Below are 14,646 nucleotides of genomic sequence, written 5' to 3' on the forward strand. Positions count from 1 at the left end.
ATGACCGAGTTGCTTCCGGTGCTGGCCGCGTGGGCGCTGCTCGCCGTTCCCGGCCACCTGCTGCTGATCGCGCTTGCATCCCGTGTTCCCGTGCGGTGGGGCTGGGCCCCGGTGGTCACCGTGCTGCTCACGGTGGTGCTCACTGCGCTCTACCGTCTGCTGGGGATCCCCTGGACCATCCTCAGCGCCGTGATCGGATACCTCGCCCTGGTGGGCCTTGCCCTGCTCGCTCGGCTGCTGATCGCTCGCCGTCTCGCGCACCCCCCGCCGGGGGACCCGGCGTCGTCCGCGGCCCCCTGGACCCTGCGCAGCGTGTCGCTGGTGACGGGAGTCGCGGTTCTGTCGGGCGTGCTGGTCGTGGCCTCCAGCAGCCAGCGCATGGGCGGTATCGGGACGCTCAACGGCAGCTACGACTCCTTTTTCCATCTCTCCGCGATTGCCTTCATCCGCGACGGGGGCGATGCCTTCCTCACGACGGCGCTGACGGAGATCTACGGAGCCCCGACGTACTACCCGGTGATGTTCGACGCTCTCGCGGCGCTGTTGCCGTTCGACACGGTCACGGCGGCGAACGCGATGATGCTCTCGCTGCTGGCGGCACTGCCGTCCTCGGTGGCGGCGCTCGCCGCGTCGGTCGCGGCCGGTCGTCGCGAGGCCCCCGTGGGTGCGGCGCTTGCCGCGGCCGCATCGACTCTCTTCCTCAGCGTCGCCGCGACGGCTCTGGTGATGGGACTGTGGCCGACGGTGCTGGGGGTGGTGTGTCTGCCCGTGGCGATCGCCTCCGCCCTGCGCCTGCTGGAGCACCGGCATGGCGTGCGCGGGCTCCGCCGGCTCGGCGGGCTCACCGGTCATGCCGCGGTCCTGGTCGGCACAGCAGTCGCGCACCCGTCGATGCTGTTCTCGGTCGCCGTCGTGGCCGGTCTGTACGTCCTGGTCGGGGGGATCGGTCATCTTCGCGCCGGCCGCGGACGTCGCGGCTGGTGGCAGGTGGGGGGCGCGCTCGCCGCAGCGGGTGGTTTCCTCGTGGTCTCGAGCACCATGCTCAGCGGGATGAACCTGACCAAGCCGAGCGCCGACGGAGTGGGCTCCGTGGCCTGGAAGATTCTCACCGACACCCCGCGGATCCCGGTGGTCGAGACGGCGGCATGGCCCCTGCTGCCGGTGTGGATCCTCGCCGCGATCGGTGCCGTCGCAGCGGTGCGTCGCTGGGAGGTCGTGGGCACGAGCTCGGCGGTGGCGGTCGTCGCCTCCGTGCTGCTGGGTCTGGCCACGGAGATCGAGTCCCCGGCGGCCGCCGCGCTGGTGAACCCGTGGTACGGGGCGCGGGAGCGGATCGCCCCGCTGATGATGTGCATGCTCATGGTGCTCCTGGTGCGCGGTCTGGACGCGGTCGTGGACGTCGACCGGATCCGAGGTCGTCCCGTATTCGGGACGGTCGCCGCGGTCGGTGTGCTCGCGATCGTGCTCGTTGCCGTCGTCGTGCCGCCGCGGCTGCCGCTGCTGGGATCGCTCGCCTACACCGCCTACGGTCTCCAGCTGGAGCCGTACGTCACTCCGCAGGAGCGCGCCTTCATCGAGCGCACGGCCGCAGCCCTGCCGGACAGCGCCGTGGTCCTCGCCGATCCACTGGATGGAGCGCCCCTGTACTGGTCGATCGGCGGAACCCGGACCGTCTACCCCACGATGGCGCGCCCCCTGACTCGGGACCAGACCCTGGTCGCCAACTACGCCGGGAATCCGGACATCTACGGCGAGGTGTGCTCGGCCCTGACACGACTGGGCCCGACCCACCTGTACCGTGATGTCTCCGCCGCATCCGGCGCCGCCATCAATCCTGAGGCCTCGAGACGTTGGAGTGGGGTCCACGACATCCCGCCCTCGCGACTGACTCTCGTGGCCGAGGAGGGCCCGTACGCTCTGTACGAGCTGGAGCCCGTGTGCTGAACGAGCGGCGCACCGGGTGCCACGCCGTGGACCGGCGCCCGCCCGTCCCGAGCGAAGAGGAGAACCCCAGGTGAAGCAGACCATCAGGATCGTCCGACGCACCCTGTCGGTGCTGCCGCCGGACTCACGGCGATTCCTGGTGACCTTCGGCGTGGTCATGAGCGTCCTGGCCCTGCTGGACGTGGTGGCGCTGGGAGCGATCGCCGTCGTCATCCCCGGTCTGATGGAACCGGGCACCGCCGTCACGGTCCCCGTGCTGGGATGGCAGCTGCGCACATTCGAGGAGATGCTGGTCCTCGTCGCGGCGTTCGTCGGCCTGATCATCATCAAGAGCTTCCTGAACCTGCTGACGATCCGGATCGCCACCCAGCGTTTCGCGCAGCATGAGGTCGCGATCGGCCAGACCCTCTTCCGCTCCTACATGTCAGCCTCCTGGGTGGACCGCGCCTCCAAGTCGACGCAGGAGATCATCCGCATGGTCGACTCCGGCGTGGCGGCCGTGGTCGCAAACGTGCTGATGCCGTCGATGACCGTCGTCGCGGAGTTCGCCACGATCACGGTCATCAGCATCGGCCTGATCGTCCTGGACTGGCAGATCGCGCTGGCGACCTTCGTGTATCTGGGGTTCATCGCGCTGATCCTCTCCCGCGTGATCACCCCGAAGGCCGTCGCCAATGGCGCGAGCAACCGCGACAACTCCATCCGTGTGGTCCGCCTGCTGGGAGAGGTCCTCGCCGCCCTGAAGGAGCTGACGCTGAAGGGCAACGAGGGCGAGGTGGCCGACATCGTCGCCGAGCGTCGCGCCACGGCCTCCCGCACCCGGGCCTTCGCCCAGTACTACAACCAGATGCCCCGGTTCGTGCTGGACGCCGGCATGGTCGGCGGGTTCGCCGTCATCGGCGGGGTCGGGTACCTCTCCGGGGGACCCACTGGGGCGATGACCTCGGTGGCGGTCTTCGCCGTGGCCGGATTCCGTCTCGTGCCGTCACTGACCCGATTCCAGTCCACGCAGAACCGCATCCTGACCAATGCGGCCTTCGCCGACTACATCATCGACGACATCGAGTTCGCTCGTGAGGCGGTCGCGCGCAAGGAGCAGCCGGACTCGGGCACCCTGGAACGGGGGCTGCATGACATCGTGCTGGAGGACGTGAGCTTCACCTATCCCGGCCGTGAGGAGCCCGCGGTGCACAACGTCTCGCTGCGGATCCCCGCCGGCTCGTCGGTGGCCTTCGTCGGCAGCTCCGGCGCCGGCAAGTCCACGCTGGTCGACCTGTTGCTCGGACTTCTCACACCCAGCAGCGGCCGGATCCTCGTCGACGACGTCGACATCACCACGGTGCTGCGCCAGTGGCGCTCCTCCGTGGGATACGTCCCGCAGGAGGTCTCTCTGTTCGATGTGTCCGTGGGCGAGAACGTCGCACTGACGTGGAATCCGGAGGAGGTCGACGAGGACCGGGTGCGCACGGCGCTGCGCCGGGCGCAGATGCTTGAGGTGATCGAGGATCGCCCGGACGGGATCGAGGGCAGGCTGGGGGAGCGTGGCATGACGCTCTCGGGAGGGCAGCGACAGCGCATGGGCATTGCCCGCGGCCTGTACACGGAGCCGTCCGTCCTGGTCATGGACGAGGCCACCAGTGCCCTGGACACCAAGACCGAGGCCGCGGTCACCGATGCGATCCGCGGTCTGGGCGACGAGGTCACCACCATCACCATCGCGCATCGCCTGGCGACCATCCAGCACTCCGACATCGTGTTCTACATGTCCGAGGGCACGGTCGCCGCGGCCGGCTCCTTCGACGAGGTCGTCGCCGCCGTGCCCGCCTTCGCCGAGCAGGCCGCGCTCGCCGGCCTGACCCGCTCCGCGGATGCCCCGATCGATCAGGAGCAGGAACGATGACCTCAGTGCTGATCCTGTCGTTCTCCGAGCTCGTGCGGGACCCGCGGGTCCAGCGCCAGATCGGACTGCTCGCCCGTCGTTACGAGGTCACGACCGTCGGATTCGGGCCCACGCCGCACCCCGACGTGACCCACCGTGAGCTGCCCGCGAGCACCCGTGCCTGGCCCAGCAACAAGCGATATCTGCTCTCGAGGCGGTACCGGCACGTGTACTGGGACATGAGCGCGGTGCGGGCCGCACGGCAGCGACTGGCGGACCTCGCCGGCGCCGTCGACGTCGTCCTCGCCAACGACGTCAACACCCTCCCGCTGGCCCTCTGGCTCGCCCCGCGCCGGGGGATCCACGCCGACCTGCACGAGTACGCGCCGCGCGAGAAGGAGCATGTCCGCTCCTGGCGCTGGTTCGTCGCGCCCTATCAGCGGTGGATCTGCCGTACCTGTCTGCCGCGGGTCGATGCGATCACGACCGTGTCCCCGGGGCTGGCCGGTGAGTACGCGATCCGATTCGGCGTCGACGTCGAGGTCGTGACCAATGCCGCAGCTTACGAGCAGCGCTCTCCGCGGCCCACCGGCGAGACGATACGGCTGCTGCACACCGGGGTGGCCCGAGCCAACCGTCGCCTGGAATCGATGATCGACGCCATGCGCGGTGCTCCCGAGAACTTGACGCTGGACCTCATGCTGGTGCCGAGCGAACCGGGGTACATCGAGACGCTCAGGGATCGAGCGGCGGACCTGCCGTCGGTGTCCTTCCGCGATCCGGTGCCGTACACGGACCTGGTGGAGGCCGTGGCGGGGTACGACCTCTCGATCGTGGTCTTCCCGGACAGCACCTTCAACCTCCAGCACAGCCTGCCCAACAAGCTGTTCGAAGCCGTCCAGGCCAGGACCGGCGTCCTCGTGGGGCCGTCACCCGACATGGCCGCTCTCGTGCGGGAGCACGGGATCGGTCGCGTCCTCGACGGGGCTGACGCCGATTCCCTGCGCGCAGCGCTGTCGACGACCACCAAGGAGGATGTCGATCGCTTCAAGCAGGCCGCGAACGCGTCGGCGCGTGAGCTCTCGGCCGAGCGGCAGATCGAGGGCTGGCAGAGCTCCATCGCCCGGATCGCCGGGGACGCCTGAGACCCTCGGCTCCGGTCAGCCGCGGATAAGCCCCACCAGGCGCGGAAGGTGCCGGACGGCCAGGGACGCGGCCATGAACCGCACCGGAGCCTCGCGGTCCAGGGCGTGTCGCCACCGCCGGGGCAGCAGCGTCGCCGGGCGGCCATGGCGTCGACGCGCCTTCGCCGCACGCACCAGGTCCTCGGCCGGGATGGTGGGGTCCAGACAGGCGTCGACCACGTCGCGGTCGGCTCGGGACAGCGGCCCCAGGCACCCCGGGCACTCGACGATCACACCGGCCGTGATCTCCGCGAGATCCGTGCGCTCGGCCTCGGTCCAGATCGAGACGTCGCTGCGATAGAAGACCGCCCCGAAGACGTGGATGCGCAGGAGCTTGACGCCGATCGCCCGTCGAGCGCCCCGCGGCAGCGCCCGGAACCAGCCCGCGGTCAGCACGTCGGGGAAGAAGCCGAGCTGCTCGCGGATCGGACGGACCACGTAGGTGACCCGGTCGCCGGCATCCTCGCCGATCACATAGGGCGGGCCGAAGCGGTCGTAGGCCGTGGGGCGTGTCGCCATGAGCTGCGTGACCATCCCGACGTCACCGCCGACTCCGGCCCCTTCGACGAGCCACGCGCCGGTCGCGGCCAGCATCTCGCGGCGCATCAGTCCCAGTGGTGCGGAGCGGTAGCTCAGCCGGTCGGCCACGAGGTCGACGAGACCGGCACGATGCATGCGGACGGCCGGCGTGGGGACGCCGGATCCGGCGGTGCCCAGGGCGAGACGGGTGACCACGAAGTCCGCGCCGGTGCGTTCCTGGACCGTGAGCCAGGAGGCGACCGCGCCGGGCGCCAGCATGTCGTCGGAGCCCATGATCGCCACGAACGGCGTGGTCGCGGCGCGCATTCCGGCATTGAACGGGCCCGAGGCGGATCGATGCCGGTCCCTGTGCTCGAGGAACGTGACTCGCGCACGATGGGCGGGGTCGATCGCCGAGGCGATATCGCCGGCGTCACGGTTGTGGCACACCACGGTGACGTGGGCGTGATCGGCATTGCCCTCCAGGATCGAGGCCACTGCTCGGCCGACGGGACGTTCCGGCGTGTGACAGGCGATCACGACGGTGACCGGCTTCTCCGCCCCGGTGCCGCTCATCGGCGGCTTCCCGGTCGGCCGGGCAGCAGCTCGTACTGTGCGGCGTAGCCGTGCCCGACGGCCGCGGCGGAGAACCGGTCCCCGATCGTGCCCGCGATCTCGTCGGCGGTGAGGTCGCGGGTGCGCTCGTCGACCTCGAGGATCGCCGTCGCATAGGCGGCGACGTGCTGTGCGGGGACCAGGGCGCCGACTGACGGCTCGACGTACTCGCCCTGGCCGCCCGTCGCCCCGAGCACCACCGGACGTCCGGCGACGATCGCCTCCGCGGCGGAGACGAAGAAGTTGTCCGCACGGGTGGGGCCGAAGAACAGGTCGGCGCGGCCGAGGGCCTCGCGGACCCCCGTGCCGTTGACCGTGCCGGGCAGCGCGAGCTGCCCGGTGACACCGAGCTCCTCGGCGCGGCGCAGGGTGTCCTCTCGCAGCGGCCCGTCACCGAGCCATTCCAGATGGGCATCCACGCCGCGCTCTCGCAGGTCGGCGAGCACCTCGACCGCCAGCAGGGGGTCCTTGCGGGGGATCAGTCCGCCCGTCGAGACCATGCGCAGGGCGCCGTCGGATCGATCGCGGCGCGGCACGAGGGGTCCCGGCTCGACGATGCACGGCACGACGGCGGTCGGGCGGTCGGCGCGGACGGCCCGAATCGGGCGGGCAAGGAACTCGCACACGGCGGTGACCCGGTCCGGCCGCGCCAGCAGACGACTCAGCAGCGGCAATCCGGCGCGGGCCGGCGCGGGGAGCGTCGACGGAGTGGTCAGCGCGGACCAGTGCTCGGTGTGGATCCACGGCACCCGCGGCCGTCGCAGCGTCATCGGCAGCAACGCGGAGAACGCCATCGAATGGACCACATCAGTGCCCTCGAGCGCCACGGCGAGCACGCGGGCCGCGGCCAGGATCTGGTCCGGCCGACGCGGGTCCATCGGCACCCGCAGCACATCGATGCCCTCGTGGACGAGCCTCCTCGTGCCGTCGTCGTCGGCCGGCGGCACCAGGTGGATCAGGCGCACGTCGTGGTGCCGGGCGATGGCGAGGGTGTCGCGGACGACGAACGAGCCGCGCGAGGGGGACGTCCCGGTCGGGAACCAGGTGGTGACGACCGTGATGCGCATCAGCTGAGCCTCCCGGTCTCGCTCATCACGCGGCGGTACAGCGCGAGCATGCTCTCCGTCTCCCGTTCCCAGGTCAGGTCGTCGGCCACCTGGCGGGCACGCTCTCGGTAGGTGTCCGGATCGTCCAGGATCGCCCGCAGCGCCTCGGCGAGATCCTGCGGACTGGAGCCCTGGAAGACCTCGCCGACGCCGAGCTCCTCGACCACACGTCGCATGTCCGGCAGGTCGGCGGCGGCGATGGGCAGTCCGGCGCGGATCGATTCGAAGAGCTTGTTGGGGAGGGCGAACCGGTAGGAGAGGCAGATGGGGCGCACGTGGACGACGGCGACGTCGCCGTCGGCCAGGGAGCGCGAGACGGCGTCGGGCTCGACGGCTCCCACAAGATGGACGCGCTCGGCGACGCCGTGGTGCGCGGCCTCGGCACGGACCTGCTCGAGCGCGGCCTGCTCCCCGTACCCCAGGAGCACGAAGTGGACATCGGCCGGCAGATGGGGGAGCGCGGCGATGGTCTCCTCGATGCCGCGGGCGGTGGTGATGCGCCCCCCGTATGCGATGACCCGGTCCTCGGCGCCGAGCCCGGCGCGAGCGCGGAGCACTCCGCTGGCGGGGTCCGGCAGGTCGTCGGCGACCGGGACGTTCCGCACCAGCGCCGGTCGCCGCGGCAGACGGTAGGTGCGCTCGAGCCAGTCCGCGATGGAGGGCGAGACGGTGATGACCCCGTCGACCCGGCGGATGCCGACCGCTTCGATGAGGGCCTCGACATGAGGGGCCAGGAGACGGCCAGGGCGGACGTTGCGGTGACGCCACAGCTCGTGCGAGTCGTAGACGATCCCGATGCGGCCGCGGCTCGCGGCACGGATCGCCAGTGCGGGGACCAGCGTGTTGGCGTCGTTGGCGTGGATCACGTCCGGTCGCACGCGCAGCCCTGCCTGTGTGACGTTCTTCCAGTACGTGCCCAGGGCGACGGTGCGGTAGGCGCGTTCGCCGAGCCCGCGCAGGGCACGCAGGGCGTGGGACCTGATACCGGCCAGCGCGGCCCGCGGCTGTGTCGGCGGCGCCAGGGGGGCCGGGGGCGGAGGCGCAGAGACCCGGGAGGCGGGCTCGAGGTCCTGGCTGATCAGCCCGCGCCACACCGGCGCCAGCGCCGGCACGATCCGCTCGAAGGCGAACTCCGGGACACGTTCCAGCGTCAGGCGCTCGCCGAGGCGGCTGACGGCCGCGGGCCGGTCCAGCTCGCGGCGTTCGACCGCGAGGATCCGGACGTCATAGCCCTCGTCACGCAACGACGCGGACTCCTTGAGCACCCGGGAATCGTTGGCGGCGTCGTTGTAGACGAGCACAGCGACACGAGGCTCCGGCGTGCCCTGGCCTGACGTCATGCATCTTCCGTTCCCGAGCGGGGCACGCGCGCGGCGCGCTGTCCCTCGATGGTGTCGTGGTGTGCCGCACGGCCTCGGCCGTTGGCTATGGTGGGGCACGCTTACTGTACCTGCGACCCGGGCCGCGTCGCCTGTGACCTGCCGGGGCCGAGAGGAAGAGATCCGTCCATGAAGATCCTGTCCGTCGTGGGCGCGCGCCCGCAGTTCGTCAAGCTCGCCGCGATCGCCGATGCAGCCGCGCAGCGGGACGACGTCGAGCACGTCATCGTCCACACCGGGCAGCACTACGACGCCGCCATGAGCGACGTGTTCTTCGCGGATCTGCGGATCCCCGCCCCGGACGTGAACCTCTCCGTCGGCTCCGGGTCGCACGGGCGTCAGACCGGTGCGATGCTGGCCGGCATGGACGAGGTGCTCGAGGAGCACCAGCCGGACTGGACCCTGGTCTACGGAGACACCAACTCCACCCTCGCCGGCACCCTCTCCGCCGTGAAGATGCACCTGAAGGTCGCCCATCTGGAGGCCGGGCTGCGCTCGTTCAACCGCCGCATGCCCGAGGAGCACAACCGCGTGGTCACCGACCACGCGGCGGATCTGCTGCTGGCTCCCACCGAGGTCGCGCGCGGCCACCTCGCCGCCGAGGGACTCGCCGAGCGCACGCTGGTGACCGGCGATGTGATGACCGACGTGTGCCTGCGGGTCGCGGCCGCCGTCGAGGGCACTCCGCTGGCCCTGCCCGAGGGCATCGACCCCGCCGGAGAGTTCGCCGTGGCCACGATCCACCGCGCCGACAACACCGACGACCCTGAGCGGCTGCGGGCGATCATCGAGGCCCTGCAGGCTCTCGAGATCCCCCTGGCGCTGTTCGCCCATCCGCGTCTGATGGCGAAGGCGAAGGAGGCCGGCATCGAGCTGGCCGGTGGCGCCGTCCGCGTCGGCGAGCCCGTCGCCTACCCGGACCTGGTGGGCGCGGTGCATGCCGCGAGCGCCGTGGTCACCGACTCCGGTGGTCTGCAGAAGGAGGCGTACCTGCTGGGGACCCCGTGCTCGACGGTGCGCACCGAGACCGAGTGGGTCGAGACGCTGGAGAACGGCTGGAACCAGCTGGTCTCGGACCCGGCCGAGCTGACCGCCGCGGTGGCACGGCCTCGGCCCACCGCCGAGCGCCCCGCCCACTACGGCGACGGCAGGGCGGCCGAACGGAGCGTCGACGCCCTCCGGGAGCGCGCCTGATGGCGAGGTCGCGCACCGCACGACGCCCCGGGCCGAACCGCCCCGCGCACGTGGTCGTCGCCACCCGCGTCTACACCCCTGAACCCGTGGCCGCCGCCTTCCGCCAGGAGGCGCTGGTCATCGCCCTGGAGCGGGCCGGCGCGGAGGTCACCGTGCTGACCACCTCCGCGCCCGGGGCGGGTGGGGTCCGGTCCCGGGCCCGCCGCGTCTCCCGCTGGCCCGTCAAGCGTGATCACCAGGGCCAGGTCCGCGGGTACGTCTCCTATCTCAGCTTCGATCTGCCGCTCGCGCTGCGACTGCTCCTCCAGCGCCCGATGGACGCCCTGGTGCTCGAGCCGCCGCCGACGACCGGGATGGTGGGGATGGTCGCCGCCATGATCCGCCGGGTGCCGTACACCTTCTACGCGGCCGACGTCTGGTCCGACGCGACCGAGAGCGTCGAAGGTGTGCCGACCTTCGTGCGCTCCGTGGTGCGCTGGGCGGAGAAGACCGTGTGGAAGCGTGCCTCGCGCGTGCTGACCATCTCCCCGGGTGTGCAGCATCGGGTCCGGGAACTGATCGGGCCACGGCCCAGCATCGTCATGGTGGGCAACGGGATCGACACCGAGACCTTCACACCCGAGGGCTCGGATGCCGGCGAGGCCGGACCGTACTTCGTCTACGCCGGGACCGTCTCCGAGTGGCAGGGCGCCGCTGTGTTCATCGACGCCTTCGCCCGAGTCCGCCAGCAGCATCCGCAGGCGCGGCTGCTGTTCTTCTCCGAGGGGTCCGGGCGCGACGAGCTCGAGGCCCGGGTGGCCGAGGAGGGCATCGCGGGCATCGAGTTCCGCGACAAGATCCCGCCGGCCCAGGTCGCCGCGCATCTGCGGGGCGCGGTCGCCGGGCTGTCCTCGATCACCCCGGGGCAGGGCTACGAGTTCGCCCTGCCCACCAAGATCTATGCCGCCACCGCGACCGGGACCCCCGTGATCCACGCCGGGGAGGGCGCCGCCCACGACCGGATCCGTGACAACTCCCTGGGCTGGGCCTGCGACTACGACGCCGCCCAGGTCGCCGAGGCGATGCGGGCGGCGCTGGAGGGCGAAGGCGCTCCGGAGCGGGAGCACCTGCGCCGGTGGACGCTCGAGAACGCCTCCCTGGCCGGCTGCGCCACGAAGGGCGCCGAACAGGTCCTGGCGGAGATCCGGCGCTGAGCGTCAGAGGATCGCGCGCAGCCCCGGGACCTTCTTGCCCAGCAGCGAGACTGCGAAGGCGAGGACGGTGACCACGACGATCAGGGCGAGCACCGTCAGCAGCGAGCCCTCGGGGAAGCCCAGCTCGCGCAGCGGCACGAGGATCGCGAAGTGCACGAGGAACACGCCGAAGGTGGCGTCACCGATCGTCCGCAGGAGGTTCTCGGCGCGCGCCGAGACCGTCCACGCACCTCCCAGGCTCAGCAGGGCGATCACCAGGGCGAGCGAGAGCAGCATCACCGTCGGCGCCACATAGGTCGGCAGCAGGAACTGCCCTGGCGGGGTGTCGGTGACGCGGGAGAGATACGCCCACACGGTCGCCACGGTCAGCACCGGCGTGGCCACGAGCAGCAGGAGCAGCGCCCGGCTGCGGCTGACCGGCAGGGCCCACGCTGCCCGTCCCAGGATGTAGTAGCCCAGGAACGGCAGGAAATAGGTCAGGGTGCCCATCTGCAGCGGGACCACCGCTTCGCCGAGCAGCCCTTGGCTGAGCGGTGGGACGGCCATCACCACCAGCGCCCACCCTGTGGCGACGCCGCCGGTGATCCAGGCCCGTCGCGGACTGTCGCCGATGTAGACGGCGATCACCGGAGTGACGACGGTCAGTCCCAGGATCAGCGGCAGGAAGTACAGATGCGGGTACGAGGAGGCTGTCAGCAGGTCCAGGATCTCCTGGCGCCAGTCCAGCGGCTCGTCCGTGAACAGGGTCCCCATGATCAGGGCATAGAAGGCGGTCCACACCACTGTCGCCGGCAGCAGTCGGCGCAGTCTCCGGCCGAGGAACCGGCCGGAGCCGTGGCGCATGGCCGCCGGCGCCAGGTTCAGGGCGCCGGAGATCATGATGAAGGCGGGCACCGTCGTGGCCAGCAGCGCTCGGACCACGTGGATCGCCACCCGCCCCTCACCGTCGAGGTGATCGGCGATCACGTGCACGCAGATCACGCCGATCACCGCGACGATCCGGATCACGTCCAGCAGCGGCGAATACCGGCGGGCGGCACCTGTGACCGGCGGGGCGGTGGCTGTGGGCGGGTCAGGCCGGGTCATAGCTGCCGTCCCCGGGGTCGCAGTCGATCTCGATCATGGTCGAGTGCTCGGTCGTGAACAGCACGGCGCCGAGGTCCATCCCCGCATAGTTGACCGAGTCGGAGGTCTTGTGCCGGTTGTAGGGCAGGCGCTCCTGATAGACGTACGTGATGCCGTTCTCCTCGAGCAGCCGGCAGTCGGCCGGGTCCGTGGCGGCGTTCTCCGTCGCGTAGATGAGATCCCGGTCCAGGTCCGTGTATGCCATGCCGGCCACGGGCAGGCGGACGTCCTGGCCGAACATGGCGTACAGGTGGGCGGCGCCGGAGAACGGACTGGCCAGCACCGTGCCGTCCTGGTCCATCTCCGGGACATGCTGCTCGAACAGGGCGCGCTCGTCGGGCTGCAGGAAGCGGCCGCGGCCGGGATAGTCCGCGGCCAGGTTCTTGGCGGCGTTGTCGCTGCGGGCCGGGATCGAGGCGAGTGCTGCGATGACCGCGGCGACGATCAGCACGAGGGCCACGGGCCGGGACGCCCCGGGCTGCCGGCGTCGATCGGCGGAGGGAGCCAGCAGGCGCGCCCATGCCTGCAGCCCCGGGACCACCAGGACGGCCGAGAGCATGGCCAGCGGCATGGAGATGCGGTCCTGGCCGCGGTAGTACAGCGCAGAGAGGTTCAGCGGGGAATCCAGTGCCGCGTCGAGATAGATCACCGCGACGACGATCCAGGCGACGGCGAGCCAGCGGTGCGGCCGGGAGCGCAGTGAGACGACCAGGCCGGGCCACCACAGCACCGCGAGCGCGGCGCCCAGGGCCATCGGCCACACGGTCAGCAGACCCAGCAGGATCTCGCCCAGCGCCCTCCACCACACCACCGCGAGGCCGCCGTTGAATCCGGTCACGTGCGAGCCCAGCGGGGTGTAGGAGAGCAGCACCACCGGCAGCAGGGCGAGCACGGGCACGGCGATCAGTGCCGGACGGGCTCTCCACGAGGGCAGGCCGGTCACGGTGGTCAGCACCGCGAGCAGGATCAGCGCCGTGACCGCGACATTGGGGTGCATGATCCCCAGTCCGGCGCCCGCGAGGCCGACGGCGAGGAGCGAGGCCAGTACGGGGCGGAGGGCAGGGCGTTCCAGCAGCGCACCCCACAGCGCGGCAGCGGCCGCCAGCGCTCCCGGCAGGGCGGCGAATCCCGCGAGGTTCGGGATGGGGGAGAGGTGGATCCACAGGTCCAGCGGGGTGGCCGGGATCAGCGCCGCCGCCATCGCCGCGGCGAACGGGGCCCACGGTGTGCTCGGGAACAGGGAGCGAGCGAGCAGCGCGATGCCCAAGATCCAGGGAGCAACCGCGAGCGCGAGCACGGTGGCGTTCAGCAGCGTGGGGGTTCCCACGCCGGGCACCAGGGCGGCGAGGGCGTGGAAGGCCGCCGGGTAGAACGTCGGATCGCCGGTCGTGTTCGAGACCGCGCCGACGTGGAGGCTGGAGGCATCGCCCGTCTCGCGGATCCGCTGCAGGGCCGAGAGATGGTAGAGCGTGTCCCACCGCTCGAGGATCGCGTCGGGCCGTCCCGCCTGGCGCGCGATCGGCACCACCGCGACGGCGACGGCGCCGGTCAGCCAGGCGGCCCCGCCGGGCACCGCGCGGCGGGGGGACAGCCGGCCGTCCAGGACCGTCGCTGGCAACCGGACATCGAGCCGGCGCAGGCCGTAGGCCGCGGCGGCGAGGACGAGGGCGCCGAGCAGGAAGGGCAGCAGTGACCAGCGCAGCCCGACCAGGGACGCGGCGACGGCGCTGACGCCGGCGATCGCGGCGGCCAGGGCAGGCGCGAGGGCGAGGGCGATCAGGCGGGAGCCGTCGAGCATCCGGACGGCGGCGTACCCCGGCAGGTACGCCGCCGCCAGGACGACGAGGATCGCAGCGATGAGGGCGAGCACGGACAGCAGACCGGTCACCCCTCGGGCCGGTGCAGGGCTCTCTCGCGGTACTCCGCCGCCGGCTCGGCCTCGTCGATCGCGAGGCGCCGGGCGAGGTAGGTGGTGCGCTTCTCCGCCGCCTTGGTGCGGGCCTCCTGGAGGGCGAGGAAGCCGAGCAGGACGACGACGGTCGCATAGAGCAGCAGATCCGCCCCGCGGCCGACCCCCACCAGATTCGCAGCCCGGCTCAGCATGCCCGGGAACAGGACGGTGAGCACCGCGAAGATCGCGAAGGCGATGATCAGCAGGCGCCGCACCGCGAGCTGTTTCGCGCCGCGCTTCATGAACAGCCAGGCGACGATCACCACGATGCCCAGCACCAGCAGGAGCTGGATGATGAAGGTGCGGCTGCCGACCCCGAGCGAGGGGCCGAGGGCGAGGATCAGCTCATGCTCACCCATCGGGTCAGGAGTCCTGGTCCTGCTGGTGGGTGGAGGCGGAGCCGTCGCCGAGGACGAGGCGGGGGGTGCCGGCCCAGTTCTCGGCCGTGGTGATGTTGCGTCCGTCGATGATCAGCTTGATGCCGGGCACGTCGGCCGCGGAGAGCTCGCGGTATTCGGCGTGGTTGGTCTGCACGATCACCAGGTCCGCGCTCTCGC

General features: G+C 71.4%; 11 protein-coding genes and 1 pseudogene. 5 read left to right on the forward strand and 7 right to left on the reverse strand.

Annotation, left to right across the window (positions count from 1 at the left end; genetic code table 11):
- The 3 genes from ACFQRD_RS15155 to ACFQRD_RS15165 all read left to right on the forward strand — a co-directional run bounded on the left by ACFQRD_RS15155 (position 1) and on the right by ACFQRD_RS15165 (position 4,968).
- Positions 1 to 1,944 carry a DUF6541 family protein gene (locus ACFQRD_RS15155; protein ID WP_377792899.1) on the forward strand — a complete coding sequence of 648 codons (1,944 nt, stop codon included), beginning with the start codon at positions 1 to 3 and terminating at the stop codon, positions 1,942 to 1,944.
- 70 nt (positions 1,945 to 2,014) lie between these two features.
- A complete protein-coding gene (locus tag ACFQRD_RS15160) occupies positions 2,015 to 3,844 on the forward strand; it encodes an ABC transporter ATP-binding protein (protein ID WP_377019834.1) in 1,830 nt (609 codons plus the stop codon).
- Positions 3,841 to 4,968, forward strand: a complete 1,128-nt coding sequence (locus ACFQRD_RS15165) for a glycosyltransferase (RefSeq protein WP_377019833.1) — start codon at positions 3,841 to 3,843, stop codon at positions 4,966 to 4,968. Before ACFQRD_RS15160 ends, ACFQRD_RS15165 begins: the two co-directional genes overlap by 4 nt.
- 15 nt (positions 4,969 to 4,983) lie before the next feature.
- On the opposite strand, the gene ACFQRD_RS15170 is transcribed toward ACFQRD_RS15165, so the two are convergent.
- The 3 genes from ACFQRD_RS15170 to ACFQRD_RS15180 are packed head-to-tail and all read right to left on the reverse strand — an operon-like array spanning position 4,984 to position 8,587.
- Entirely contained in the window at positions 4,984 to 6,102 is a 1,119-nt protein-coding gene (locus ACFQRD_RS15170) for a glycosyltransferase (RefSeq protein WP_377019832.1), read from the reverse strand.
- The gene (locus ACFQRD_RS15175) at positions 6,099 to 7,208 is read right to left on the reverse strand and encodes a glycosyltransferase family 4 protein (RefSeq protein ID WP_377019831.1); all 1,110 of its coding nucleotides are present in this window, start codon (positions 7,206 to 7,208) and stop codon (positions 6,099 to 6,101) included. Before ACFQRD_RS15175 ends, ACFQRD_RS15170 begins: the two co-directional genes overlap by 4 nt.
- The gene (locus tag ACFQRD_RS15180; RefSeq protein ID WP_377019830.1) at positions 7,208 to 8,587 is read right to left on the reverse strand and encodes a glycosyltransferase; all 1,380 of its coding nucleotides are present in this window, start codon (positions 8,585 to 8,587) and stop codon (positions 7,208 to 7,210) included. Before ACFQRD_RS15180 ends, ACFQRD_RS15175 begins: the two co-directional genes overlap by 1 nt.
- Before the next feature lie 168 nt (positions 8,588 to 8,755).
- Here ACFQRD_RS15180 and wecB point away from each other — a divergent pair, with 168 nt between their 5' ends.
- Positions 8,756 to 9,820, forward strand: a complete 1,065-nt coding sequence (gene wecB, locus ACFQRD_RS15185; protein ID WP_377019829.1) for a non-hydrolyzing UDP-N-acetylglucosamine 2-epimerase — start codon at positions 8,756 to 8,758, stop codon at positions 9,818 to 9,820.
- Positions 9,820 to 11,013 (forward strand): glycosyltransferase, encoded by a 1,194-nt coding sequence (locus ACFQRD_RS15190; RefSeq protein ID WP_377019828.1) that lies wholly within the window; start codon positions 9,820 to 9,822, stop codon positions 11,011 to 11,013. The genes wecB and ACFQRD_RS15190 overlap by 1 nt, the downstream gene beginning before the upstream one ends.
- Before the next feature lie 3 nt (positions 11,014 to 11,016).
- Here ACFQRD_RS15190 and ACFQRD_RS15195 read toward each other — a convergent pair whose 3' ends face one another.
- From ACFQRD_RS15195 to ACFQRD_RS15210, 4 genes and pseudogenes are all read right to left on the reverse strand, one after another.
- Positions 11,017 to 12,099, reverse strand: coding sequence for an acyltransferase (locus tag ACFQRD_RS15195; protein WP_377019826.1), 1,083 nt, complete (start codon positions 12,097 to 12,099; stop codon positions 11,017 to 11,019).
- Entirely contained in the window at positions 12,086 to 14,026 is a 1,941-nt protein-coding gene (locus ACFQRD_RS15200) for a DUF6541 family protein (protein ID WP_377019825.1), read from the reverse strand. Before ACFQRD_RS15200 ends, ACFQRD_RS15195 begins: the two co-directional genes overlap by 14 nt.
- The gene (locus ACFQRD_RS15205) at positions 14,023 to 14,448 is read right to left on the reverse strand and encodes a DUF2304 domain-containing protein (RefSeq protein WP_377019824.1); all 426 of its coding nucleotides are present in this window, start codon (positions 14,446 to 14,448) and stop codon (positions 14,023 to 14,025) included. Before ACFQRD_RS15205 ends, ACFQRD_RS15200 begins: the two co-directional genes overlap by 4 nt.
- A gap of 4 nt (positions 14,449 to 14,452) precedes the next feature.
- A pseudogene (locus ACFQRD_RS15210) lies at positions 14,453 to 14,646 on the reverse strand (nucleotide sugar dehydrogenase); the annotation flags it as partial.

Origin of the sequence: Brachybacterium sp. GCM10030268 (assembly GCF_042666305.1) — a bacterium.
Classification (GTDB): Bacteria; Actinomycetota; Actinomycetes; order Actinomycetales; family Dermabacteraceae; genus Brachybacterium.